Raw genomic sequence first — 17101 nt, forward strand, 5'->3', positions numbered from 1 at the left:
TGCATATAATTTCAAGAGTTCATGGTATAAACGGAGAATAGTTAATTGTTGTATGCTTAATTTAAAGACAATTACTTATGATTCATTCGGTGATATTACTGTTTGAATTCATAATTAATCGTGTTAAAGTGTCGGGTTAAAGTGAAATAATGCCGAACTGCGCAAGTGTGTAGGAAATTAAGATGAACACAAGGCAGATTGGAGCTATATATTTAATCATAACATCAAACAAAGCCCTTCTGCTGAAACGCTCGCCGTTCCTTGTGACTTCGTCTGCAATAGTCTTTGGCTTGATAACCCAGCCGATGAGAATACAAGTGCAAAGTGCGACAATCGGCATAATAATGCTGTTGCTCAAGAAGTCAAAGAATGTAAGGAAGTCCATTCCGAGAATCTTAACATTTGACCATATACCGTTGCCGAGTGACGACGGAATACCCATAATAAGACAGATGCCGATAACGATAAGACAGGACTTGATTCGTGTAAGCTTGAACTTGTCCATAAGCGAAGAAACAATTGCTTCCATTACGGAGATTGAGCTTGTGATAGCTGCAAAGAATACAAGAATAAAGAACAAAAATCCGATGATTACGCCGGCAGGCATTTCGTTGAATACCTTTGGAAGTGTGATGAACATAAGTCCGGGACCGCTTGCACCAAGACCTTCTTCACCGCTGAATACATAAACCGCAGGAACTACCATAAGACCTGCGAGAAGTGCAACGGCTGTGTCGAAAATCTCAATTTGGTTAACCGACTTTGTGAGGTTTACCTCATTCTTTGTGTATGAACCGTAGGTTACCATAATTCCCATTGCAATGCTCATTGAGAAGAACAGCTGACCGAGTGCCGCCGCAAATGTCCAAATTGACAGTTTGCTGAAATCGGGAATGAGGTAGTACGAAACACCCTCCATTGCGTTTGGGAGCGTGAGTGTGTAGATTGAAATTCCGACTGTCAGAACAAGCAGAACAGGCATCAAAAATTTGCTCAGTCGCTCAATGCCCTTGTTTACTCCGAGCATAATTACCACTGCACTCAACAGCATAAATATTAAGAAAAACACAATGGGTGACAACGGGTCGGAAATAAAGTCCGAGAAAAAGTTGTCCTGTGCCGCAGGGGCAACAAGTCCCTGTGCATAAACGCACATATATTTTGTAACCCAACCGCCGATAACGCAGTAGTACGGAATAATGATTATAGGAACAAGCGTTGCAAGGTAGCCTAAAAACGAAAATTTGCTACATAGCTTTTTGTAGGCGAGAATCGGACTTAGCTTTGTTTTTCTGCCGATTGCGATTTCGGCAGTCAAAAGTGAAAAGCCGAATGTAAGCGCAAGGATTATGTAGATAAAGATAAATGTTCCGCCGCCGTACTTAGCTGCATAATACGGAAATCTCCAGAGATTTCCCAAGCCTACTGCACTTCCCGCAGCGGCAAATACAAATCCGAGTCCGCCGGAAAAGCTTCCCCTTTTTTTACTCATGATAATTACCTCTCATTTTCTTTAGAATTTTTTAAAATCTGTAAATAAAACAATCAACGCAAGTATAACATAATACAGAGATTAAAACAATATTTTTTGAAATTTTTTGAATATTTTGCAAAAAGAAAATTTTGGTTTTATCTTTGCGAATTTTGTCAAATCTATTGCAAATCAATTTTATTTGTGCTATTGTAAAATATATGTAAAGAATGCGTTGCCAAAGGTAAAATTTAGTGCAATTCGCTTGAAATAATCCGTTTTGTATTTTATACTTAATCAGATATATTAAATTGAGTTATATATCAAATTTTATGGTGGTGAATTATATGTCAAATTCAAAAAATAACAATAAAAAAACATCCGAAAAGGCAAAGCTTATGTCAAAATGGCAAAAGATGCCTTATACTAACAGAGAATTAAGCTGGGTTGACTTTAATGCAAGAGTGCTTGAAGAGGCGTTCAAAAAGACCAATCCAATTATGGAAAGATGCAACTTCCTTTCAATTACGGCATCAAACCTTGACGAATTTTTTATGGTTCGTGTTGCAGGTGTGCTTGACCAGATTCATCACGGCAGAACAAGCCGTGACGCATCAGGCATGACTCCTACAGAGGTTATGGACGGACTTGTTGAAAAAATTCACGAGTTTGCCAAAAAGCAGTACAGCTGTTACAACCGTTCAATAATTCCGTCACTTCGTTCGGCAGGCATTGTGTTCAAAGAGGCTGACGAGCTTGACGGCGACCAGAAAGCGTTTGTTGAGGAGTACTTTAAAAAAGTAGTTTTCCCCGTATTGACGCCTATGGCTGTTGATACAAGCCGTCCGTTCCCGATGCTTGCAAACAAAAGTCTTAACATTGCTGTTCGCCTTACAAATGCCGAGAATGAAGAATTTTTCGCATTGGTTCAGGTTCCGTCAATTCTTCCGAGATTTCTTGAGCTTCCGACTCACGAGGGCAGAGCGTTTATTCTGCTTGAAAAAATAATCGCAATGCACCTTGGCGAGCTTTTTGAGCTTTACAACATTAAGCAGTACGATCCTTTCAGAATCACCCGAGATTCCGACCTTGACATTGACGAGGATACCGAGGATCTTATGGCTGAAATTAAAAAGTCAATCAGAAAGCGTAAGAGAGGAGAGCCTGTCCGTCTTGAATTCGGCAAGAAATGCAACCGAGAAATTCGTGAATTTCTTGTTGACGCTCTTGATGTTACGGAGCGTGAAATCTACTTTCAGAGAGGTCCTCTTGACCTTACATTCCTTTCAAAATTTGCCCACATCAAGGGCTGTGAGGATATGTGCTTTGAACCAATCGTTCCCGTAAATCCGCCTGCGGAATTCTGCGGTTATGATGATATTTTTGAGGCTATCCGTGAAAAGGACAGACTTGTGCATCATCCTTATGAAAGCTTTGATGTTGTGGTTGATTTTGTCAAAAAGGCGGCAACCGATCCGAATGTTCTTGCCATCAAGCAAACCTTGTACCGTGTCAGCGGAAATTCACCGATTGTTGCGGCTCTTATCAAGGCGGCTGAAAACGGCAAACAGGTAACTGTTCTTGTTGAACTCAAGGCGAGATTTGATGAGGAAAACAACATTCAGTGGGCAACAAAGCTTGAAAAGGCGGGCTGTCATGTAATTTACGGTCTTACAGGACTTAAAACCCACTGCAAAATCTGTCTTGTAGTAAGAAAAGACAAGGACGGAATCAGAAGATATTTGCATATGGGTACGGGTAATTATAACGACAGCACTGCGAGATTCTATACCGATATCGGTATGTTCACCTGCCGTGAAGAATACGGTGTTGACGCATCATCACTCTTTAATGTATTGACAGGTTACTCAACTCCGCCTGAATACAACAAATTTATCGTTGCACCTCACGGAATGCGTCCGTTCTTTGAGGCTATGATTATTCAGGAAACCGAGAACGCAAAGCTCGGACTTCCTGCCAAAATTACTGCAAAGGTGAACTCGCTTGTTGATCCTGAAATCATCAGCCTTTTGTACGATGCGTCAAACGCAGGCGTAAAAATTGACCTCATAGTAAGAGGTATCTGCTGTCTTGTTCCGGGGGTTCATGGATTCAGCGAAAACATCAGAGTAATTTCAATTGTCGGTCAGCTTTTGGAGCATAGCCGAATATTCATATTTGAAAACAATTCGAATCCGCTTTATTATATGGGAAGTGCCGACTGGATGCCGAGAAACCTCGACAGACGAGTTGAGCTTGTGTTCCCTGTTGAGGACGAGGATATCAAAAAGCGTGTGCAGGAGGTTATCACGGTTTCATTTAAGGATACCGTAAATGCACGCCAACAGCTTTCAACAGGTGTATATAAGTCTGTTGACAAGCGTGGAAAACACAAAACAAATTGTCAGAAATTCTTTTCAAAACTTGCGTTAAAGGCTCAAAAACAGGCGATGAAAAAAACATATGCGAGCACTGTCGGAACTCCGATTGTACCCGTTGAAGTGAAAAAGGAGGACTCCGAACAATGAAAAGAGTAGGCATTTTAACAAGCGGCGGTGATTGTCAGGGACTTAACGCAACAATCCGTGCCGTTGCAAAAACACTTTATAATCAGCTGGGCAATGATGTTGAAATCATAGGCATTATTGACGGCTACAGAGGTCTTATCTATGGCGAAACAAGAAAGATGAAACCCGAGAATTTTTCGGGTATTCTCACAATGGGCGGTACGATTCTCGGCACATCAAGACAGCCGTTCAAGCTTATGCGTGTTGTTGACGAGAACAGCGTTGACAAGGTTGAGGCTATGAAGAAGAACTACAAAAAGCTTGGTCTTGACTGTCTTGTCGTACTCGGTGGCAACGGAACTCAAAAAACCGCAAATCTTCTTCGTGAAGAAGGACTCAATGTGGTTTCACTTCCTAAGACAATCGACAATGACCTTTGGGGTACAGACAAGACATTCGGTTTTCAGAGTGCCGTTGATATTGCAACAAATGTAATCGACTGTATCCACTCAACCGCAACATCTCACGGCAGAGTTTTCATTATTGAGGTTATGGGACATAAGGTTGGCTGGCTCACACTTTATGCAGGTATTGCAGGCGGTGCGGATATTATCCTTATCCCCGAAATTCCGTATGATATAGATTCCGTTGTCAAGACAATCAAGGCGAGAACAGCAAGCGGTAAGAACTTTTCAATTCTTGCAGTTGCCGAGGGTGCAATTTCAAAAGAAATTGCAGCTTTGCCTAAAAAGCAGAGAAAAGCTGCTGTTGCAGAGATGAAATATCCGTCAATTTCCTATCAGATTGCCCATGATATTGAGGAGGCAACAGGTCAGGAAACAAGGGTTACAGTACCGGGTCACTTCCAGAGAGGCGGCAGTCCCGATGCATATGACCGTGTGATTTCAACTCGTTTCGGCGTTAAAGCCGCAGAGCTTATTATCAATAAAGACTACGGCAAAATGGTTGCCCTTGTAAATAATAAGGTAATTGCCGTTCCGCTTGAGGACATCGCAGGCAAGCTCAAGAGCGTTCCGAAAGACAGCGAGGTTGTTGAAACAGCAAGAAAAATGGGTATCAGCTTTGGCGAATGATTTTCACCTTTTGGTTGACATATGCCTTTGTTGTGATAAAAATGAAATCACAATACAGGAATATATTTCACTCATCAAGAAAAAACAGGAGTTAAGGCTTAATGGCATACAATGACAATTCCATGAACAGAGATGTAATTTTAAATTATGCCTTTAGCACATACGGAACAGAACCCGAATATCCGTGGGAGAGCAGTCCCGATAATGCGGTTCTGCGGAATACGATGTCGGGCAAATGGTACGCAATAATTATGCGTGTCAAAAGGCAGATTTTAGGGCTTGACAGCGATGGCTTTGTCGATGTGATGAATGTCAAGTGCGATCCGATTCTTGTCGGCTCACTCAGAATGAAAAACGGCTTTCTGCCAGCCTATCATATGAACAAGGACAAGTGGATAAGTATTTTGCTTGACGGCTCTGTGAGCAAGGAAGAAATCTTTCCGCTGATTGACGAAAGCTACAATCTTGTTATGCCAAAGGCTAAAAAACGCTCAAAAATCTGACATAATAATCAAGTCGGAAAATCGGTTTTGCAATCGGTTTTCCGACTTTTTGTTGTTTGAGCATTAAATGTGTGCAGAAAAATTGTCTGAAATCTTGCAATGAACGCCTGCTTTTGTTATAATCGTAGTATGTATATGAAAATATGTGCCACGCAGAATGAACGGGGTATTAAATATGAAGTCAGATTTTAAGAAAATTTTTAGGAAAAGAATACTTCCGACCGTACTTGCGGTTCTTGCATTGTCGGTTTGTTCAATAACCGCCTTTGCGGTAGGAGAGGACGATCCGCAAACTCCCGATCCCCAGCCTGATCCCGTAGTGACGGAGTATGTTCCCGAAGAAACCGAACCGCAATACACAGAGCCTGTTTATACCGAGCCTGTTTACACCGAAGCGCCTACGACCGAGTATGTTGAGCCCGAAACGGAAGAACCCACAACTGAGTATGTTCAGCCCGAAACGGAAGCTCCGAAACAGGAAGAAACGCAGTATCAGAATCAGTATGTTGAAACTCAGGCGACCGATTCAACGGAATTTCAGGCTCCGACAATCGCAAAAACAGTCAGCGAAAAAAAGTATTCCACAAGCTACACGGCGGGAATCGTTTCGTGGATTTGCGTAGGTCTTGGAATAGTTGCAATTGCGGTTGTAATGATCAGCACAAAAGTCGGTGCAAGAAAAAGAATAAGGTAACAGCATTAAATGTGTAAAAATATGGATAATCTTAACATCGGCGGTGTTCCGCTGAAATCCCACGCAGTTCTCGCACCCATGGCGGGGGTAAGCGACAGGGCCTACCGTGAGCTTTGCGTAAGATTCGGTGCGGCATACTGCGTAAGCGAAATGGTCAGCTCAAAGGCGCTTTCTTTCAACAGTAAAAAGAGCGAAGAACTGATGGAAATTTCAGACTTAGAGCGTCCTTGCGGAATTCAGATTTTCGGTGATGATCCGAAATGTATGGCTGATGCCGCAAAGCACGCACTTGAAAACAAACCTGATATTATTGATATCAATATGGGATGCCCTGCTCCGAAGATAAGCTCAAACGGCAGCGGAAGTGCATTGATGAAAAATCCTCGGCTTTGCGGAGAAATCGTCAAGGCTGTGACAGCCGTTACCGACATACCCGTAACCGTAAAAATCCGCAAGGGCTGGGATGATGACAGCGTAAATGCCGTTGAAGTTGCAAAAATCTGCGAATCGGCAGGTGCGGCGGCAATCACCGTTCACGGCAGGACAAGACAGCAATATTATAAGCCTCCCGTTGATTACGATATCATAAAGGCTGTAAGAGAATCCGTCAGCGTTCCCGTAATCGCAAACGGAGACATTGACAGTGCCGAAAGGGCAAAGGAGGTTATGGACATCACGGGCTGTGACCTTGTTATGATCGGTAGGGCAACGCTCGGAAATCCGTGGATTTTCTCGCAGATTAACGCATACCTTGAAAACCCGAATGTTAAAATTCACACTCCCGACCTTGAAGAAAGGCTCGGTGTAATGATTGAACATATCGGCAAAATGGTTGAATACAAGGGTGAGCATATGGCAATGCTTCAGGCAAGAAAACTTGTAGTCGGCTATTTCAAAGGCATGAAGGGTGCGGCAGCCTTGAGAAATGAGGCAGGAAAAATTAAAACGCTTGATGATTTGTACGAATTAAGGCAAAAAGCCCTTTCGTTGCAATGACATAAATTCAAACGGGATACACAGTATCCTAAAATAAAAATATAAGGGGAATGTAACAATGAGTGAAAAAACAAATATCGCTACTCTTGATTACCTCAACGAGTACGATCCCGCAATCGGTAACGCAATGACAGACGAGCTTAAAAGACAGCGCAGAAACCTTGAACTTATCGCAAGTGAAAACATCGTTTCTCCGGCAGTTATGGCTGCAATGGGCAGCTTGCTCACAAACAAATATGCCGAGGGTTATCCGGGAAAGAGATACTACGGCGGTTGTCAGTGCGTTGATGTAGTTGAAGAAATTGCCCGTCAGCGTGCGTGTGAGCTTTTCGGTGCCGAACACGCAAATGTTCAGCCTCACTCAGGCGCTCAGGCTAACACAGCGGTATATTTTGCAATGCTTAATCCCGGTGATACGGTAATGGGTATGAACCTTAACGAAGGCGGTCACCTTACACACGGTTCACCTGTTAATATTTCAGGTAAATACTTCAATTTTGTTCCATACGGTGTTGATCCAGAAACGCACAGAATTGATTATGATAAGGTTCTTGAAATTGCAAAGGAATGCAAGCCTAAGATGATTGTTGCAGGTGCGTCTGCATACCCAAGAATCATCGATTTTGCAAAGCTCCGTGAGATTGCCGACGCAGTAGGCGCATATCTTATGGTTGATATGGCTCACATCGCAGGTCTTGTTGCCGCAGGTGTTCATCCGAACCCTGTTCCGTATTGTGAGTTCGTTACAACAACAACACACAAAACTCTCCGTGGTCCTCGTGGCGGTCTTATCCTCTGCCGTGAAGAATTTGCAAAGCAGATTGACAAGGCTATCTTCCCCGGTACACAGGGCGGTCCTCTTATGCATGTTATTGCCGCAAAGGCTGTTTGCTTCGGCGAGGCATTAAAGCCTGAGTTCAAGGAGTACGGCAAAAAGATTGTTTCTAACTGTAAGGCTCTTGCAGATGGACTTCTCAAAAGAGGCAACAAGCTTGTTTCAGGCGGTACGGACAACCATGTTCTTCTTATGGATCTCCGTGATACAGATGTAACCGGCAAGGAGCTTGAGGCTCGTCTTGACGATTGCTACATCACAGTAAATAAGAACACAATTCCGGGCGAACCCCGTTCACCGTTCGTAACAAGCGGTGTAAGAATCGGTACTGCCGCTGTTACTACAAGAGGTCTTAACGAGGAAGATATGGACAAGATTGCCGAGTACATCACCCTCGTTCTTAACGACTATGAGAACAGCAAGGAAAAGGTTAGAGCAGGTGTTGAAGAAATCTGCAAAAAATATCCGCTTTATGAGTAATCGTGAGTAATAAATTACTCGGGTAGAAAGTAAAAATGAATAATTAAAAAGTCAGTCGGTTGGTATATTGCCAACCGACTGCTTTGCTGTTACAGTTTGTAATATTAAAATATATTATGCCCGAGCGGAAGTTTTTTAAATTGAAAGTTGAAAATGGAAAATTGAAAATTGTGGTCGGGCAGACAGTTTGAAAAATGCAAATCATTGTTGCCCGACTGTTTTTTTATATATAGAAGTTGTGTTTAAATGTAGTGGCGGATATTATCCGCCCGCACGGCGAGCCGCCGTTCCCTGTTCGTGAAGACAGTTTGTAATATTAAAAACATATTATGACCGAGCGTAACATTGCAATTGTTCGCACAATTCTGTAACGGCGAACACGGTTCGCCGTTACAATATAACAATAACAGTGTGATATTTATAAAATCTTATTTAATATACAATCTGTACCATTATCTAAGGATAATAAAAAATAGTTGACATGTATTGATTGGATATGTATTTTTAAGTATAATGAAACTGTGAAGTAGTTATGAGAATAATATTAGGCAATTTGAAAGGAGCACATGTATGTTATCTATTTATCCTGCGTGTTTTTATAAAGAAAAAGAGGGCAATTATTCCGTGATTTTTCCCGTTCTCGGTATTGCAACCTGCGGTGATACAATTAACGAGGCTATGGAAATGGCTGTTGATTGCCTTGCCGGATATTTGTACGATGCAAAAATTGAAAAGGCAGAAGTTCCCAAACCGCCTAAAATGGAAGATATTAATATTGATTCGGAATATGATGAATATGAAACGGGATTTGTCAATATGGTTACTGTTGATGTTGACGAATACGCAAAAAAGCATTTTGAAGTAAAGAAAACGCTCACCATTCCTTCATGGCTTAATGATTTGGCAGTTAAAGATGGCGTAAACTTTTCTCAAGTATTGCAAAAGGCTTTAAAGGAACAACTCCATATTACCGAATAATAATAGTATTTTAGCCGACTGTTTATAAAACGACAGTCGGCTGTTTTATAATGTTTGTTGATATAACAAAAAGACCGAAAAATTGCTTTTTCGACCTTAAATTAATTTTGATTATTCTGTTTTACTGTCGGAGACGGTGGGGATTTCACCGTGTTTTTCTTCAAAATCCACAATTTCATTTTTAATCAGATGAAGAAGATACCAATTCATTGACCTGTCATCATACTTTGCGACATACTCAAATTTACGCAACAAATCTTCATCAATGCGTAGTGACAAATGTTTTGGCTTTCCTTTCATAAAATTGCACCTCAAATGAACCTATTATGGGTTTATTATAAGTCCTTATTGTGCTATAATGTAAAAGTGAACCCATAATGGGTTCATAAAAAGAGGGAGTGCTTTGTTAATGAAAATTGCGGTTATCGGTTCAAGGACGCTTACAGTCAGAGATCTTGAAAAATATATTCCGAAAGATACAACAGAAATCATTTCGGGAGGTGCAAATGGAATTGACAGATGTGCAAAGGAATTTGCGGTAAAAAACAATATCAGATACACGGAATTTCTTCCTGAATATAAAATACATGGAAGATATGCTCCGCTGAAACGTAATCTTGAAATCATTGACAATGCAGATTTTGTTTTGGCTTTCTGGGACGGAAAAAGCAGAGGTACTAAATTTGTTATAGATAATTGCAGAAAAATAAATAAACCGATAAGAGTGTTGATTAGCAAAGGATGTTTATAACATAATGTTATTGCCACATATTACATAGTGTTTTCGTCACTCAAAAGTTATGTGTACAAACAAAAATGCATCGGAGCCTTGTTCGGGCGACCGATGCATTTCATTTATCACATTATTTTTAAAAAGTTATACCATAGGAAACCACATCGGAACTACGGTATTGAAAATAAGGACAGAGCAGATTCCGCAGGTTAAGCCTAAAATCATACCGGCGATAACATCCGTAAGGTAGTGAACGCGCAGATAAATTCTTGAAAACGCAATCAACATTGCAAGCATAAGAATCGGCATAAAGGTTATGACTTTGCAACGCATAAGCGCAACCCCGACCATTGCAAACGATGCCGTCGTGTGACCTGACGGAAACGAGTAGAATCTCGGTCTGTCAATAAGCTGTTCGTCATCATCAAGGGAGTGGCAAGGTCGCACACGCTTTACTATATGCTTGATAATAATCTCTCCCATAAGGTGAGCCCACGCAAGTCCGAACACAAAGTTTGCACCTGTTGCCCTCCAGTTGGAGTTTATAAGAAACGGCAGGCAGATTGCCCACCATACAATACCTGCATTGCCTGCACGAGATGCAGTAATCATTATTTTGTTTAGTGCCGGCTTATGAATTCGGGATATGTTATCAAGTACCCTGTTGTCAATGTTTTGAATTCTGCCAAACATAAACACAACTCCTGTTCGTAATATTTATCCTGTCTGTCGCAAAATATGCTCGCAAAACAGGCTGATTAAGCATTCTATCATTACTCATACAGGTTCATTATAACACATTAAAATTCATTTGAACAGATATTTTGCAAAAATTTTACTTAATTTTCAGATTCACCAAATGTGCAATTGACGGGATATTTGCCCCCTGTCCGCTTGATGTCGGACTCATGAGCGCACCCGTTGCCATAAACAGGATGTTTTGAACGAGTCCATTTTGAAAATCGTCCATAATTTTTGAACAAAGAACCGATGCGGCGCATCCGCAGCCCGAACCGCCTGCATGAACATCCTGATTGGAGCGTTCAAAAATCATCAGTCCGCAATCGTTGTGTTGTTTCCTTATATTGATTCCGTCACGCTCAAGCAAATCATAAAGTGATTTACTGCCGACTTCGCCCAAATCACCCGTAATAATCATATCGTAATCCTCGGGCGATGTTTTGGTATCCTCAAGATAACATTCAAGGGTCTGAGCTGCCGCCGGAGCCATTGCCGCCCCCATGTTATTGGCGTCGCTTACACCGAGGTCAACTATTCTGCCGACTGTCGCTCTTGCAACGCAGATTCCTTTTTTAAGGCTTTTCAGAATAGAGCTTCCCGCACCCGTAACTGTCCATTGTGCGGTTGGAGTGCGAACTCCGCCGTATTCAAGCGGAAAACGGTACTGCCGTTCCGCCGATGCAAAGTGTGACGAGGTGACACATGCGGAAACTTTTGCTCCGCCGCTTTCAACGGCAGATGCCGCCATAATAAGACTTTGCGCCATTGTTGAACACGCTCCGTACTGCCCAAGATACGGGATTCCGAATTTCATAAGTCCAAAGCTTGATCCGATGCATTGGTTGAGCAAATCTCCTGCGAAAACGCAGTCAACCTCGTTTGCGTGTGTTTTTGAACGCTCCAGAGCTTTTTCAAGAGCTTCGCCCTGAAACATACTTTCCGCCTGTTCAAAGGTGTCACAGCCGTCATAGCTGTCGTAAATAATCTTGTCGAAATAGTTTTTAAGGGGACCTTCGGCTTCCTTTTTTCCGACAACCGACCCCCAGCCGGCAATAACAGGCTGGCTTTCAAAAGCAATTGTATATGCACCTGTTCGTTTTATCATACAAAAACTCCCTTCCGCTTTTATTATCTGCGAAAGGGAGTTTTTTATTATTATCGGAAGTTGTTTTGCTTAATTATTCTTCGCTTGATTCAGGTTCTGTAGGCGTCGGTTCGGGATCGGGTTTTGGCTGTGGCTCGGTTTTTGATTCCGAACTTGACTGGCTTGATGAACTGTGGCTTGATGAACTGTGGCTCGATGAGCTTGATGATGAACTGTTGCTTGAATGACTTGATGAAGAACTGCTTGAATATGACGGTTCACTGTATGATGACTGTGAACTTGATGAGCTTGAACTGCTGTCGTCATTCTTCGGAACTGTTTCATCCGGGATTACAACATCATCACCGTATTTTGCACGGGGATCATTGTTGGCATCAATGAAAACATATCCGTTTTCGGTATCATAGGTTGATGAACTGAGTGACTCGGAATCAATCTCCTTGCCGTCCTTGTAATAAACTCTCCAAGCCTTTACCGTGTAGCTTGAACTACCCTGATTCGTGAGCTTGTTACGAGTCATAATAAGGTCGTATGAATCCGATTTCCAACCCCAGAATGAAACATAAAGTGTGTTGTCAACAACCTTACACTCAAGGAACATCTGGTAATCTGTCGGGTTAGAAAGTTTAAGGTCAAGGTTGCCGTAGTCGATTGTTGCGTCAAGACCTGTGGGAACATAGCTTGATGCCCACTTGTGACAATAACGCTCCTCAACCTTCATATTGGCTCTGACAGCCGCATTGTAGATTGTTGAACTTGACTGACAGATACCGCCGCCGATACCGATGTCGGACTTACCGTTTGAAATTACACCTGCCGGCTTGTAGCCGAGAGATTCAAGGTTTGAGTTGCCTGTGCATTTGTTGAATGACCAAGTTGCACCGGGTTCAATAACCGAACCGTTGCAGGCTTTGAGCGAAACACGCATATTTTCTGTTCCGTTCTCCGTATTGGTGGAAACGGTTTCATATGTTGAAAGAAGAACGATGTTTTTCTTCAAATCGTCAACCGAGATTTTTGCATCTGTTTTTTCAACATCGGCAATAATTCTGTATTCGCTTGCACCGCTTGCAAACACACCCTTAAACTGATTTGCAAGGTCTGTTTCGTTTACTTTCTGTCCCTGTGACGCCTCTGTATATTCAAAACGCTTTTTGGCATAGGGGTGGAACTTTGAAACTCTTGCGTTCTCAGCCTCTTTGTAATTTTTCTTTGCAACCTTCTTTGCTGCTTCGTCAACACTTTCTGCGGTTACGGTAGCTGTTATCGTGTAACTCTTTTTGCTTGTTGAAGTTTCAACAGACGGATCGGTTGCTTCATTTTTGATTTCATTAAGTACAGACTCAATGTCATAAGTATATTTGAAATCCTTTTCGGTCACTTTACTGATGACTCCGTTTACATCAACCGAAATGTCAAGAGGCTTAATAAAGCTTTCTTCCTTTTCTTCAAGAGCTTTTTTTGCCTCGTCGTATGTTTTTCCCGAAATTGAAACACCCGAAACGGTTGTTCCGTCAGGAAACTTAAACTCACCGGCAATAGCCTCCTCAACGCTGTTGAACAGGTTTCCTCCGAAAATGCAGAAACCTGCCACACCGAGAGCTACTGCAACTGCGGCAACGGATGAAATGATGATTGCAAGCTTTTTCTTGCTTTTCTTTTCGCCTTTAGCCATACGACCGCCCGATGAATGTTTTCCTTTCTTGTTATCAGACTGTCTGTTGCCGTCGCAGTTGATGTCAACAAGATCTTCATCAACAACAAGAATATCGTCCATAAAATTCCTGTTCAAAAAAATTCACCTCATATATACCCAATAATTGCCCTTTGAAAACCTACTGCATTTGATTTTCAAAAAGGGAAACGCTTTTATTACTTTCTTTAATTACCCTATACTGAAATATATTACAGTACAGTCTTTATTTTACAATATAATTTCAAAAAAATAAAGTGTGAAAACACAAAATTTAGAAATTATTTTTATAGAAATTTAAGTCCTTTTTACCAAAAGATTTTAGCAATATTTCCGACTCGTATTCCGAGTGTGAATTTTTACCGCCTTAAAAGCTCGGAACAGTTGCCCCGATTAAAAAACACAAACGAAAATTTAATTATTTTTATTTAAAATTCAGATGAAATGCAAAAATAATCTATTGAAATACTTGCAGATTAAAAGTATAATAGTAAAAGCACCCCTGTGTGCAAAACCGTTTTCGGTTATTTTGAATTACGGAGAACTGATATGAAAATAATCATCTTCACAGCATCAACAGGCGGAGGGCATAAGAGAGCCGCTGCGGCTATTGAGGCAAAAATAAAAGCCGTCAGTCCCGACACGAAGGTCAAGGTTATTGACGCCATGAAGACAATCGGCAGGGTATATGATAAAACTGTTTGTGACGGCTATCATTTTATGGCAACGAAAATTCCAAAGGTTTACGGCAAATTCTATAAGATTACCGACAGAAGAACCCTTATGTACAAGGCTGTTATGCAGTCCAACACAATGATGTCGGCAAAGCTGCTTGACACAATCAATGAATACAAGCCCGACGCAATTATTATGTGTCATCCGTTTGTTACAACAATGGTTTCAAAGCTTCGCCGTCAGCACAAGATTGATGTTAAGGCAATCAGCCTTATAACTGACTATGACGCACACAGAACATATATTGTTCCGTATGTTGACGCATATGTGCTTGCAGAGCCTGATATGGCGACAAAGCTTATTGATGAATACGGTGTTGACAAGAGCATAATATATCCGCTCGGCATACCGATTTTTGACCGTTTTACAGAGCCTTTTGACAAAAAGGCGATTTGTGAGCGTGAAGGGCTTGATCCTAACAAGCCTACAATTCTGCTTATGGCAGGTTCTTTCGGTGTTACAAGCGTGCTGAGCTTCTACAAAGCTCTTGCGGAGCGAGCTCCCGAAATGCAGTTTATTGTCATCACCGGCAGAAATATCAAGCTTTTTGCAAACCTTGAAAAGGTAATTGAAGAAACGGGTATGCAGGATAACACAAAGCTTTTGTACTTTGTAAAAAATGTTGAGGATTATATGCACATCTCAGACCTTATTGTTACAAAGCCGGGCGGACTTACCGTTACCGAAAGCCTTGCCTGTTCGCTTCCCATGGCAATCTACAGCGCATTTCCGGGTCAGGAACGGGACAATGCGGAATTTTTACTCAACAAGGGTGCGGCAATTATGCTCCGAAAAAAGACAGGTGCAGATGATATCGTAAACCTTGTTAAAGACAAAGAAAAACTTAATGAGATGAAGGAAAAGTGCAGAGAGTTGCACCGCCCCGATTCGGCAGAAAAAATATTCAGACTGGCGCAAAAGCTTTGTAACGATTCCAAAGGAGGAAATGACAAATGATGAAAAAAGCACTCTCTGTTGCATTGTGTATTCTTATGGCAGGCACGGTGCTTACTGCGTGTTCAAATCCCGATGAATTTTCGGACAGCGAAAACCTTTCGCTGAAATACACACGCTCCGACAAAACCGATGATACATTCAATTATGCCGACGGTGCAAAAACCGCCCCGTCATCATATGATACCTATTCCGCAAAAATAACCGATTTTGAACTCAGGCTTTTCAGAAACCGTCACAAAAGCGGTTCGTATGTATTTTGTCCCGCAAATGCGGTTCTTAATCTTGAGGCTATGGCTAACGGTGCGTCGGGCGATACTCAGGAAGAAATCACCAATGCACTTTGCAGCGGTGTGACGCTTGAAAATATGAACCAATGTGCGTCATATTTTGCAAGCCGTATTCAATCGGTTGCATCTTCGGACAAATCGCCCGAAAGCTCGCAAAGCTCGGAAAAAGATTCCGAAAAGAACAGCGACAAAAGCTTTGTAAAGCTTTGCAACTCGCTGATTTCAAATGACAATGCCGACATTATGACGGGCTTTTTGCAGACAACAAAGGATTATTATGATACTAATGTTCTGCGTTTTAATTTTTCGGACAGCGACGCCTTGAAAAAGCTTGACAAAAAATATGCCGATTTTACAAACAACGGTTCTGTTTTTGAAAATCTTGACACAAAGCAGAGTGTGATTTCACTTTCTGCGACAGATATCTGTGACAGATGGCTTAATCCTTATGCACAGACCGACATTGAAAAGGCTAAATTTAAGTCGGCTGACGGTGAAAAAGAAGTTACATATATGACCTCAAACGAAACATATATGAAGACAAACAAGGCGACTGCCGTTATGAAATATTTCTCGCAGACACCTCTCAAAATGATGGTTATTATGCCGAACGAAGGTATTTCGCTTGATGATTACGCAACCGATTTTACGAGCCTTGAATACACAACATTGCTTGACAGCGTTGATGTGACCAAAACAGCCAAGGCAAAAATTCCTGAATTTTCAGTCAGCGGAGATAAGTCTGCAGAAAATATAACGCAGATTGTTGAAAAAAGCGGAATCAATTCATCATTCACGGCTGACCGTTCAAGATACAAGAATCTGAGCCGTTCAGATGATATTGCGTTCAGCGCAATGTATGACATCGCTCCGTCGCTTTCAATTAACGCAGGCGGTATCGGCGGAACACAGTCAAACGGTGACAAGGCAGAGCTTGAGAAAAGAACAAAAGAACTTTCAAAAACCGATGTGACGGTAGAATTTAATCGTCCGTTTATGTTTGTTATCCTCGACAACGAAAGTGACATTCCGCTGTATATGGGAACTTTTACTGGCTAATCTTTAGATTTTAATTGAAAGTTGAAAATGGAAAATTGAAAATTAAGGTCGGGCAGACAGTTTGCAAAACGCAAAACAAGGTTGCCCGACCGTTTTTTATATGAAATTTTCGGATTGTTCGTAGGTGTATTCATCGGACTTGAAAATGAAAAAACGGTATGATATAATAAATCGTATATATGTAACAACGGTGTTGCGGGCGAAATATGCGCTGACCGACACACCTAAACATA

At 41.6% G+C, this 17101-nt stretch carries 15 protein-coding genes; 10 read left to right on the plus strand and 5 right to left on the minus strand.

The window, feature by feature from the left end; genetic code table 11:
* Positions 1-136 precede the first annotated feature (136 nt).
* Complete coding sequence (locus tag WMO31_RS05065; RefSeq protein ID WP_046431473.1) at positions 137-1492, minus strand: sodium-dependent transporter; 1356 nt, start codon at positions 1490-1492, stop codon at positions 137-139.
* A 326-nt stretch (positions 1493-1818) separates the two neighbouring features.
* Here WMO31_RS05065 and WMO31_RS05070 point away from each other — a divergent pair, with 326 nt between their 5' ends.
* The 7 genes from WMO31_RS05070 (at position 1819) to WMO31_RS05100 (ending at position 9558) form a co-directional block, all read left to right on the plus strand.
* On the plus strand, positions 1819-3999 hold the full coding sequence (locus tag WMO31_RS05070; RefSeq protein ID WP_117965913.1) for an RNA degradosome polyphosphate kinase: 2181 nt from the start codon (positions 1819-1821) through the stop codon (positions 3997-3999).
* A complete protein-coding gene (locus WMO31_RS05075) occupies positions 3996-5072 on the plus strand; it encodes a 6-phosphofructokinase (RefSeq protein ID WP_367999326.1) in 1077 nt (358 codons plus the stop codon). Before WMO31_RS05070 ends, WMO31_RS05075 begins: the two co-directional genes overlap by 4 nt.
* A gap of 101 nt (positions 5073-5173) precedes the next feature.
* Entirely contained in the window at positions 5174-5575 is a 402-nt protein-coding gene (locus tag WMO31_RS05080) for an MmcQ/YjbR family DNA-binding protein (RefSeq protein WP_367999327.1), read from the plus strand.
* 175 nt (positions 5576-5750) lie between these two features.
* Positions 5751-6269, plus strand: coding sequence for a hypothetical protein (locus tag WMO31_RS05085; protein ID WP_367999328.1), 519 nt, complete (start codon positions 5751-5753; stop codon positions 6267-6269).
* 21 nt (positions 6270-6290) lie between these two features.
* Entirely contained in the window at positions 6291-7265 is a 975-nt protein-coding gene (gene dusB, locus WMO31_RS05090) for a tRNA dihydrouridine synthase DusB (protein WP_046431532.1), read from the plus strand.
* 58 nt (positions 7266-7323) lie between these two features.
* Complete coding sequence (gene glyA / locus WMO31_RS05095) at positions 7324-8580, plus strand: serine hydroxymethyltransferase (protein ID WP_015523157.1); 1257 nt, start codon at positions 7324-7326, stop codon at positions 8578-8580.
* A gap of 570 nt (positions 8581-9150) precedes the next feature.
* Positions 9151-9558: a type II toxin-antitoxin system HicB family antitoxin gene (locus tag WMO31_RS05100; RefSeq protein ID WP_293641867.1), complete on the plus strand. Its 408-nt coding sequence runs from the start codon at positions 9151-9153 to the stop codon at positions 9556-9558.
* A gap of 111 nt (positions 9559-9669) precedes the next feature.
* Here WMO31_RS05100 and WMO31_RS05105 read toward each other — a convergent pair whose 3' ends face one another.
* Positions 9670-9858, minus strand: a complete 189-nt coding sequence (locus tag WMO31_RS05105; protein WP_367999329.1) for a hypothetical protein — start codon at positions 9856-9858, stop codon at positions 9670-9672.
* A gap of 109 nt (positions 9859-9967) precedes the next feature.
* Between WMO31_RS05105 and WMO31_RS05110 the strand changes: the two genes are divergently transcribed.
* On the plus strand, positions 9968-10309 hold the full coding sequence (locus WMO31_RS05110) for a DNA-processing protein DprA (RefSeq protein ID WP_101070530.1): 342 nt from the start codon (positions 9968-9970) through the stop codon (positions 10307-10309).
* A 126-nt stretch (positions 10310-10435) separates the two neighbouring features.
* On the opposite strand, the gene WMO31_RS05115 is transcribed toward WMO31_RS05110, so the two are convergent.
* From WMO31_RS05115 to WMO31_RS05125, 3 genes are all read right to left on the minus strand, one after another.
* Positions 10436-10984 carry a phosphatase PAP2 family protein gene (locus WMO31_RS05115; RefSeq protein ID WP_367999330.1) on the minus strand — a complete coding sequence of 183 codons (549 nt, stop codon included), beginning with the start codon at positions 10982-10984 and terminating at the stop codon, positions 10436-10438.
* Between the two features lie 142 nt (positions 10985-11126).
* Positions 11127-12137 carry a stage V sporulation protein AD gene (locus WMO31_RS05120; RefSeq protein WP_367999331.1) on the minus strand — a complete coding sequence of 337 codons (1011 nt, stop codon included), beginning with the start codon at positions 12135-12137 and terminating at the stop codon, positions 11127-11129.
* 73 nt (positions 12138-12210) lie between these two features.
* A complete protein-coding gene (locus WMO31_RS05125) occupies positions 12211-13929 on the minus strand; it encodes a VanW family protein (RefSeq protein ID WP_367999332.1) in 1719 nt (572 codons plus the stop codon).
* A gap of 450 nt (positions 13930-14379) precedes the next feature.
* Here WMO31_RS05125 and WMO31_RS05130 point away from each other — a divergent pair, with 450 nt between their 5' ends.
* Together WMO31_RS05130 and WMO31_RS05135 are read left to right on the plus strand one after the other, a co-directional pair.
* Positions 14380-15522, plus strand: a complete 1143-nt coding sequence (locus WMO31_RS05130; RefSeq protein ID WP_367999333.1) for an MGDG synthase family glycosyltransferase — start codon at positions 14380-14382, stop codon at positions 15520-15522.
* Positions 15519-16868 (plus strand): serpin family protein, encoded by a 1350-nt coding sequence (locus WMO31_RS05135; RefSeq protein ID WP_367999334.1) that lies wholly within the window; start codon positions 15519-15521, stop codon positions 16866-16868. The genes WMO31_RS05130 and WMO31_RS05135 overlap by 4 nt, the downstream gene beginning before the upstream one ends.
* The last annotated feature ends 233 nt before the right edge of the window (positions 16869-17101 follow it).

The sequence above is a fragment of the Ruminococcoides intestinale genome, from assembly GCF_040095935.1.
Classification (GTDB): Bacteria; Bacillota; Clostridia; order Oscillospirales; family Acutalibacteraceae; genus Ruminococcoides; species Ruminococcoides intestinale.

Coding starts and splice junctions, on each gene's coding strand:
- dusB (WP_046431532.1), top strand. CDS start 6,291: ATGGATAATCTTAACATCGGCGGTGTTCCGCTGAAATCCCACGCAGTT.
- WMO31_RS05065 (WP_046431473.1), bottom strand. CDS start 1,492: ATGAGTAAAAAAAGGGGAAGCTTTTCCGGCGGACTCGGATTTGTATTT.
- WMO31_RS05135 (WP_367999334.1), top strand. CDS start 15,519: ATGATGAAAAAAGCACTCTCTGTTGCATTGTGTATTCTTATGGCAGGC.
- WMO31_RS05105 (WP_367999329.1), bottom strand. CDS start 9,858: ATGAAAGGAAAGCCAAAACATTTGTCACTACGCATTGATGAAGATTTG.
- WMO31_RS05100 (WP_293641867.1), top strand. CDS start 9,151: ATGTTATCTATTTATCCTGCGTGTTTTTATAAAGAAAAAGAGGGCAAT.
- WMO31_RS05115 (WP_367999330.1), bottom strand. CDS start 10,984: ATGTTTGGCAGAATTCAAAACATTGACAACAGGGTACTTGATAACATA.
- WMO31_RS05080 (WP_367999327.1), top strand. CDS start 5,174: ATGGCATACAATGACAATTCCATGAACAGAGATGTAATTTTAAATTAT.
- WMO31_RS05075 (WP_367999326.1), top strand. CDS start 3,996: ATGAAAAGAGTAGGCATTTTAACAAGCGGCGGTGATTGTCAGGGACTT.
- WMO31_RS05130 (WP_367999333.1), top strand. CDS start 14,380: ATGAAAATAATCATCTTCACAGCATCAACAGGCGGAGGGCATAAGAGA.
- WMO31_RS05110 (WP_101070530.1), top strand. CDS start 9,968: ATGAAAATTGCGGTTATCGGTTCAAGGACGCTTACAGTCAGAGATCTT.
- WMO31_RS05070 (WP_117965913.1), top strand. CDS start 1,819: ATGTCAAATTCAAAAAATAACAATAAAAAAACATCCGAAAAGGCAAAG.
- WMO31_RS05085 (WP_367999328.1), top strand. CDS start 5,751: ATGAAGTCAGATTTTAAGAAAATTTTTAGGAAAAGAATACTTCCGACC.
- glyA (WP_015523157.1), top strand. CDS start 7,324: ATGAGTGAAAAAACAAATATCGCTACTCTTGATTACCTCAACGAGTAC.
- WMO31_RS05120 (WP_367999331.1), bottom strand. CDS start 12,137: ATGATAAAACGAACAGGTGCATATACAATTGCTTTTGAAAGCCAGCCT.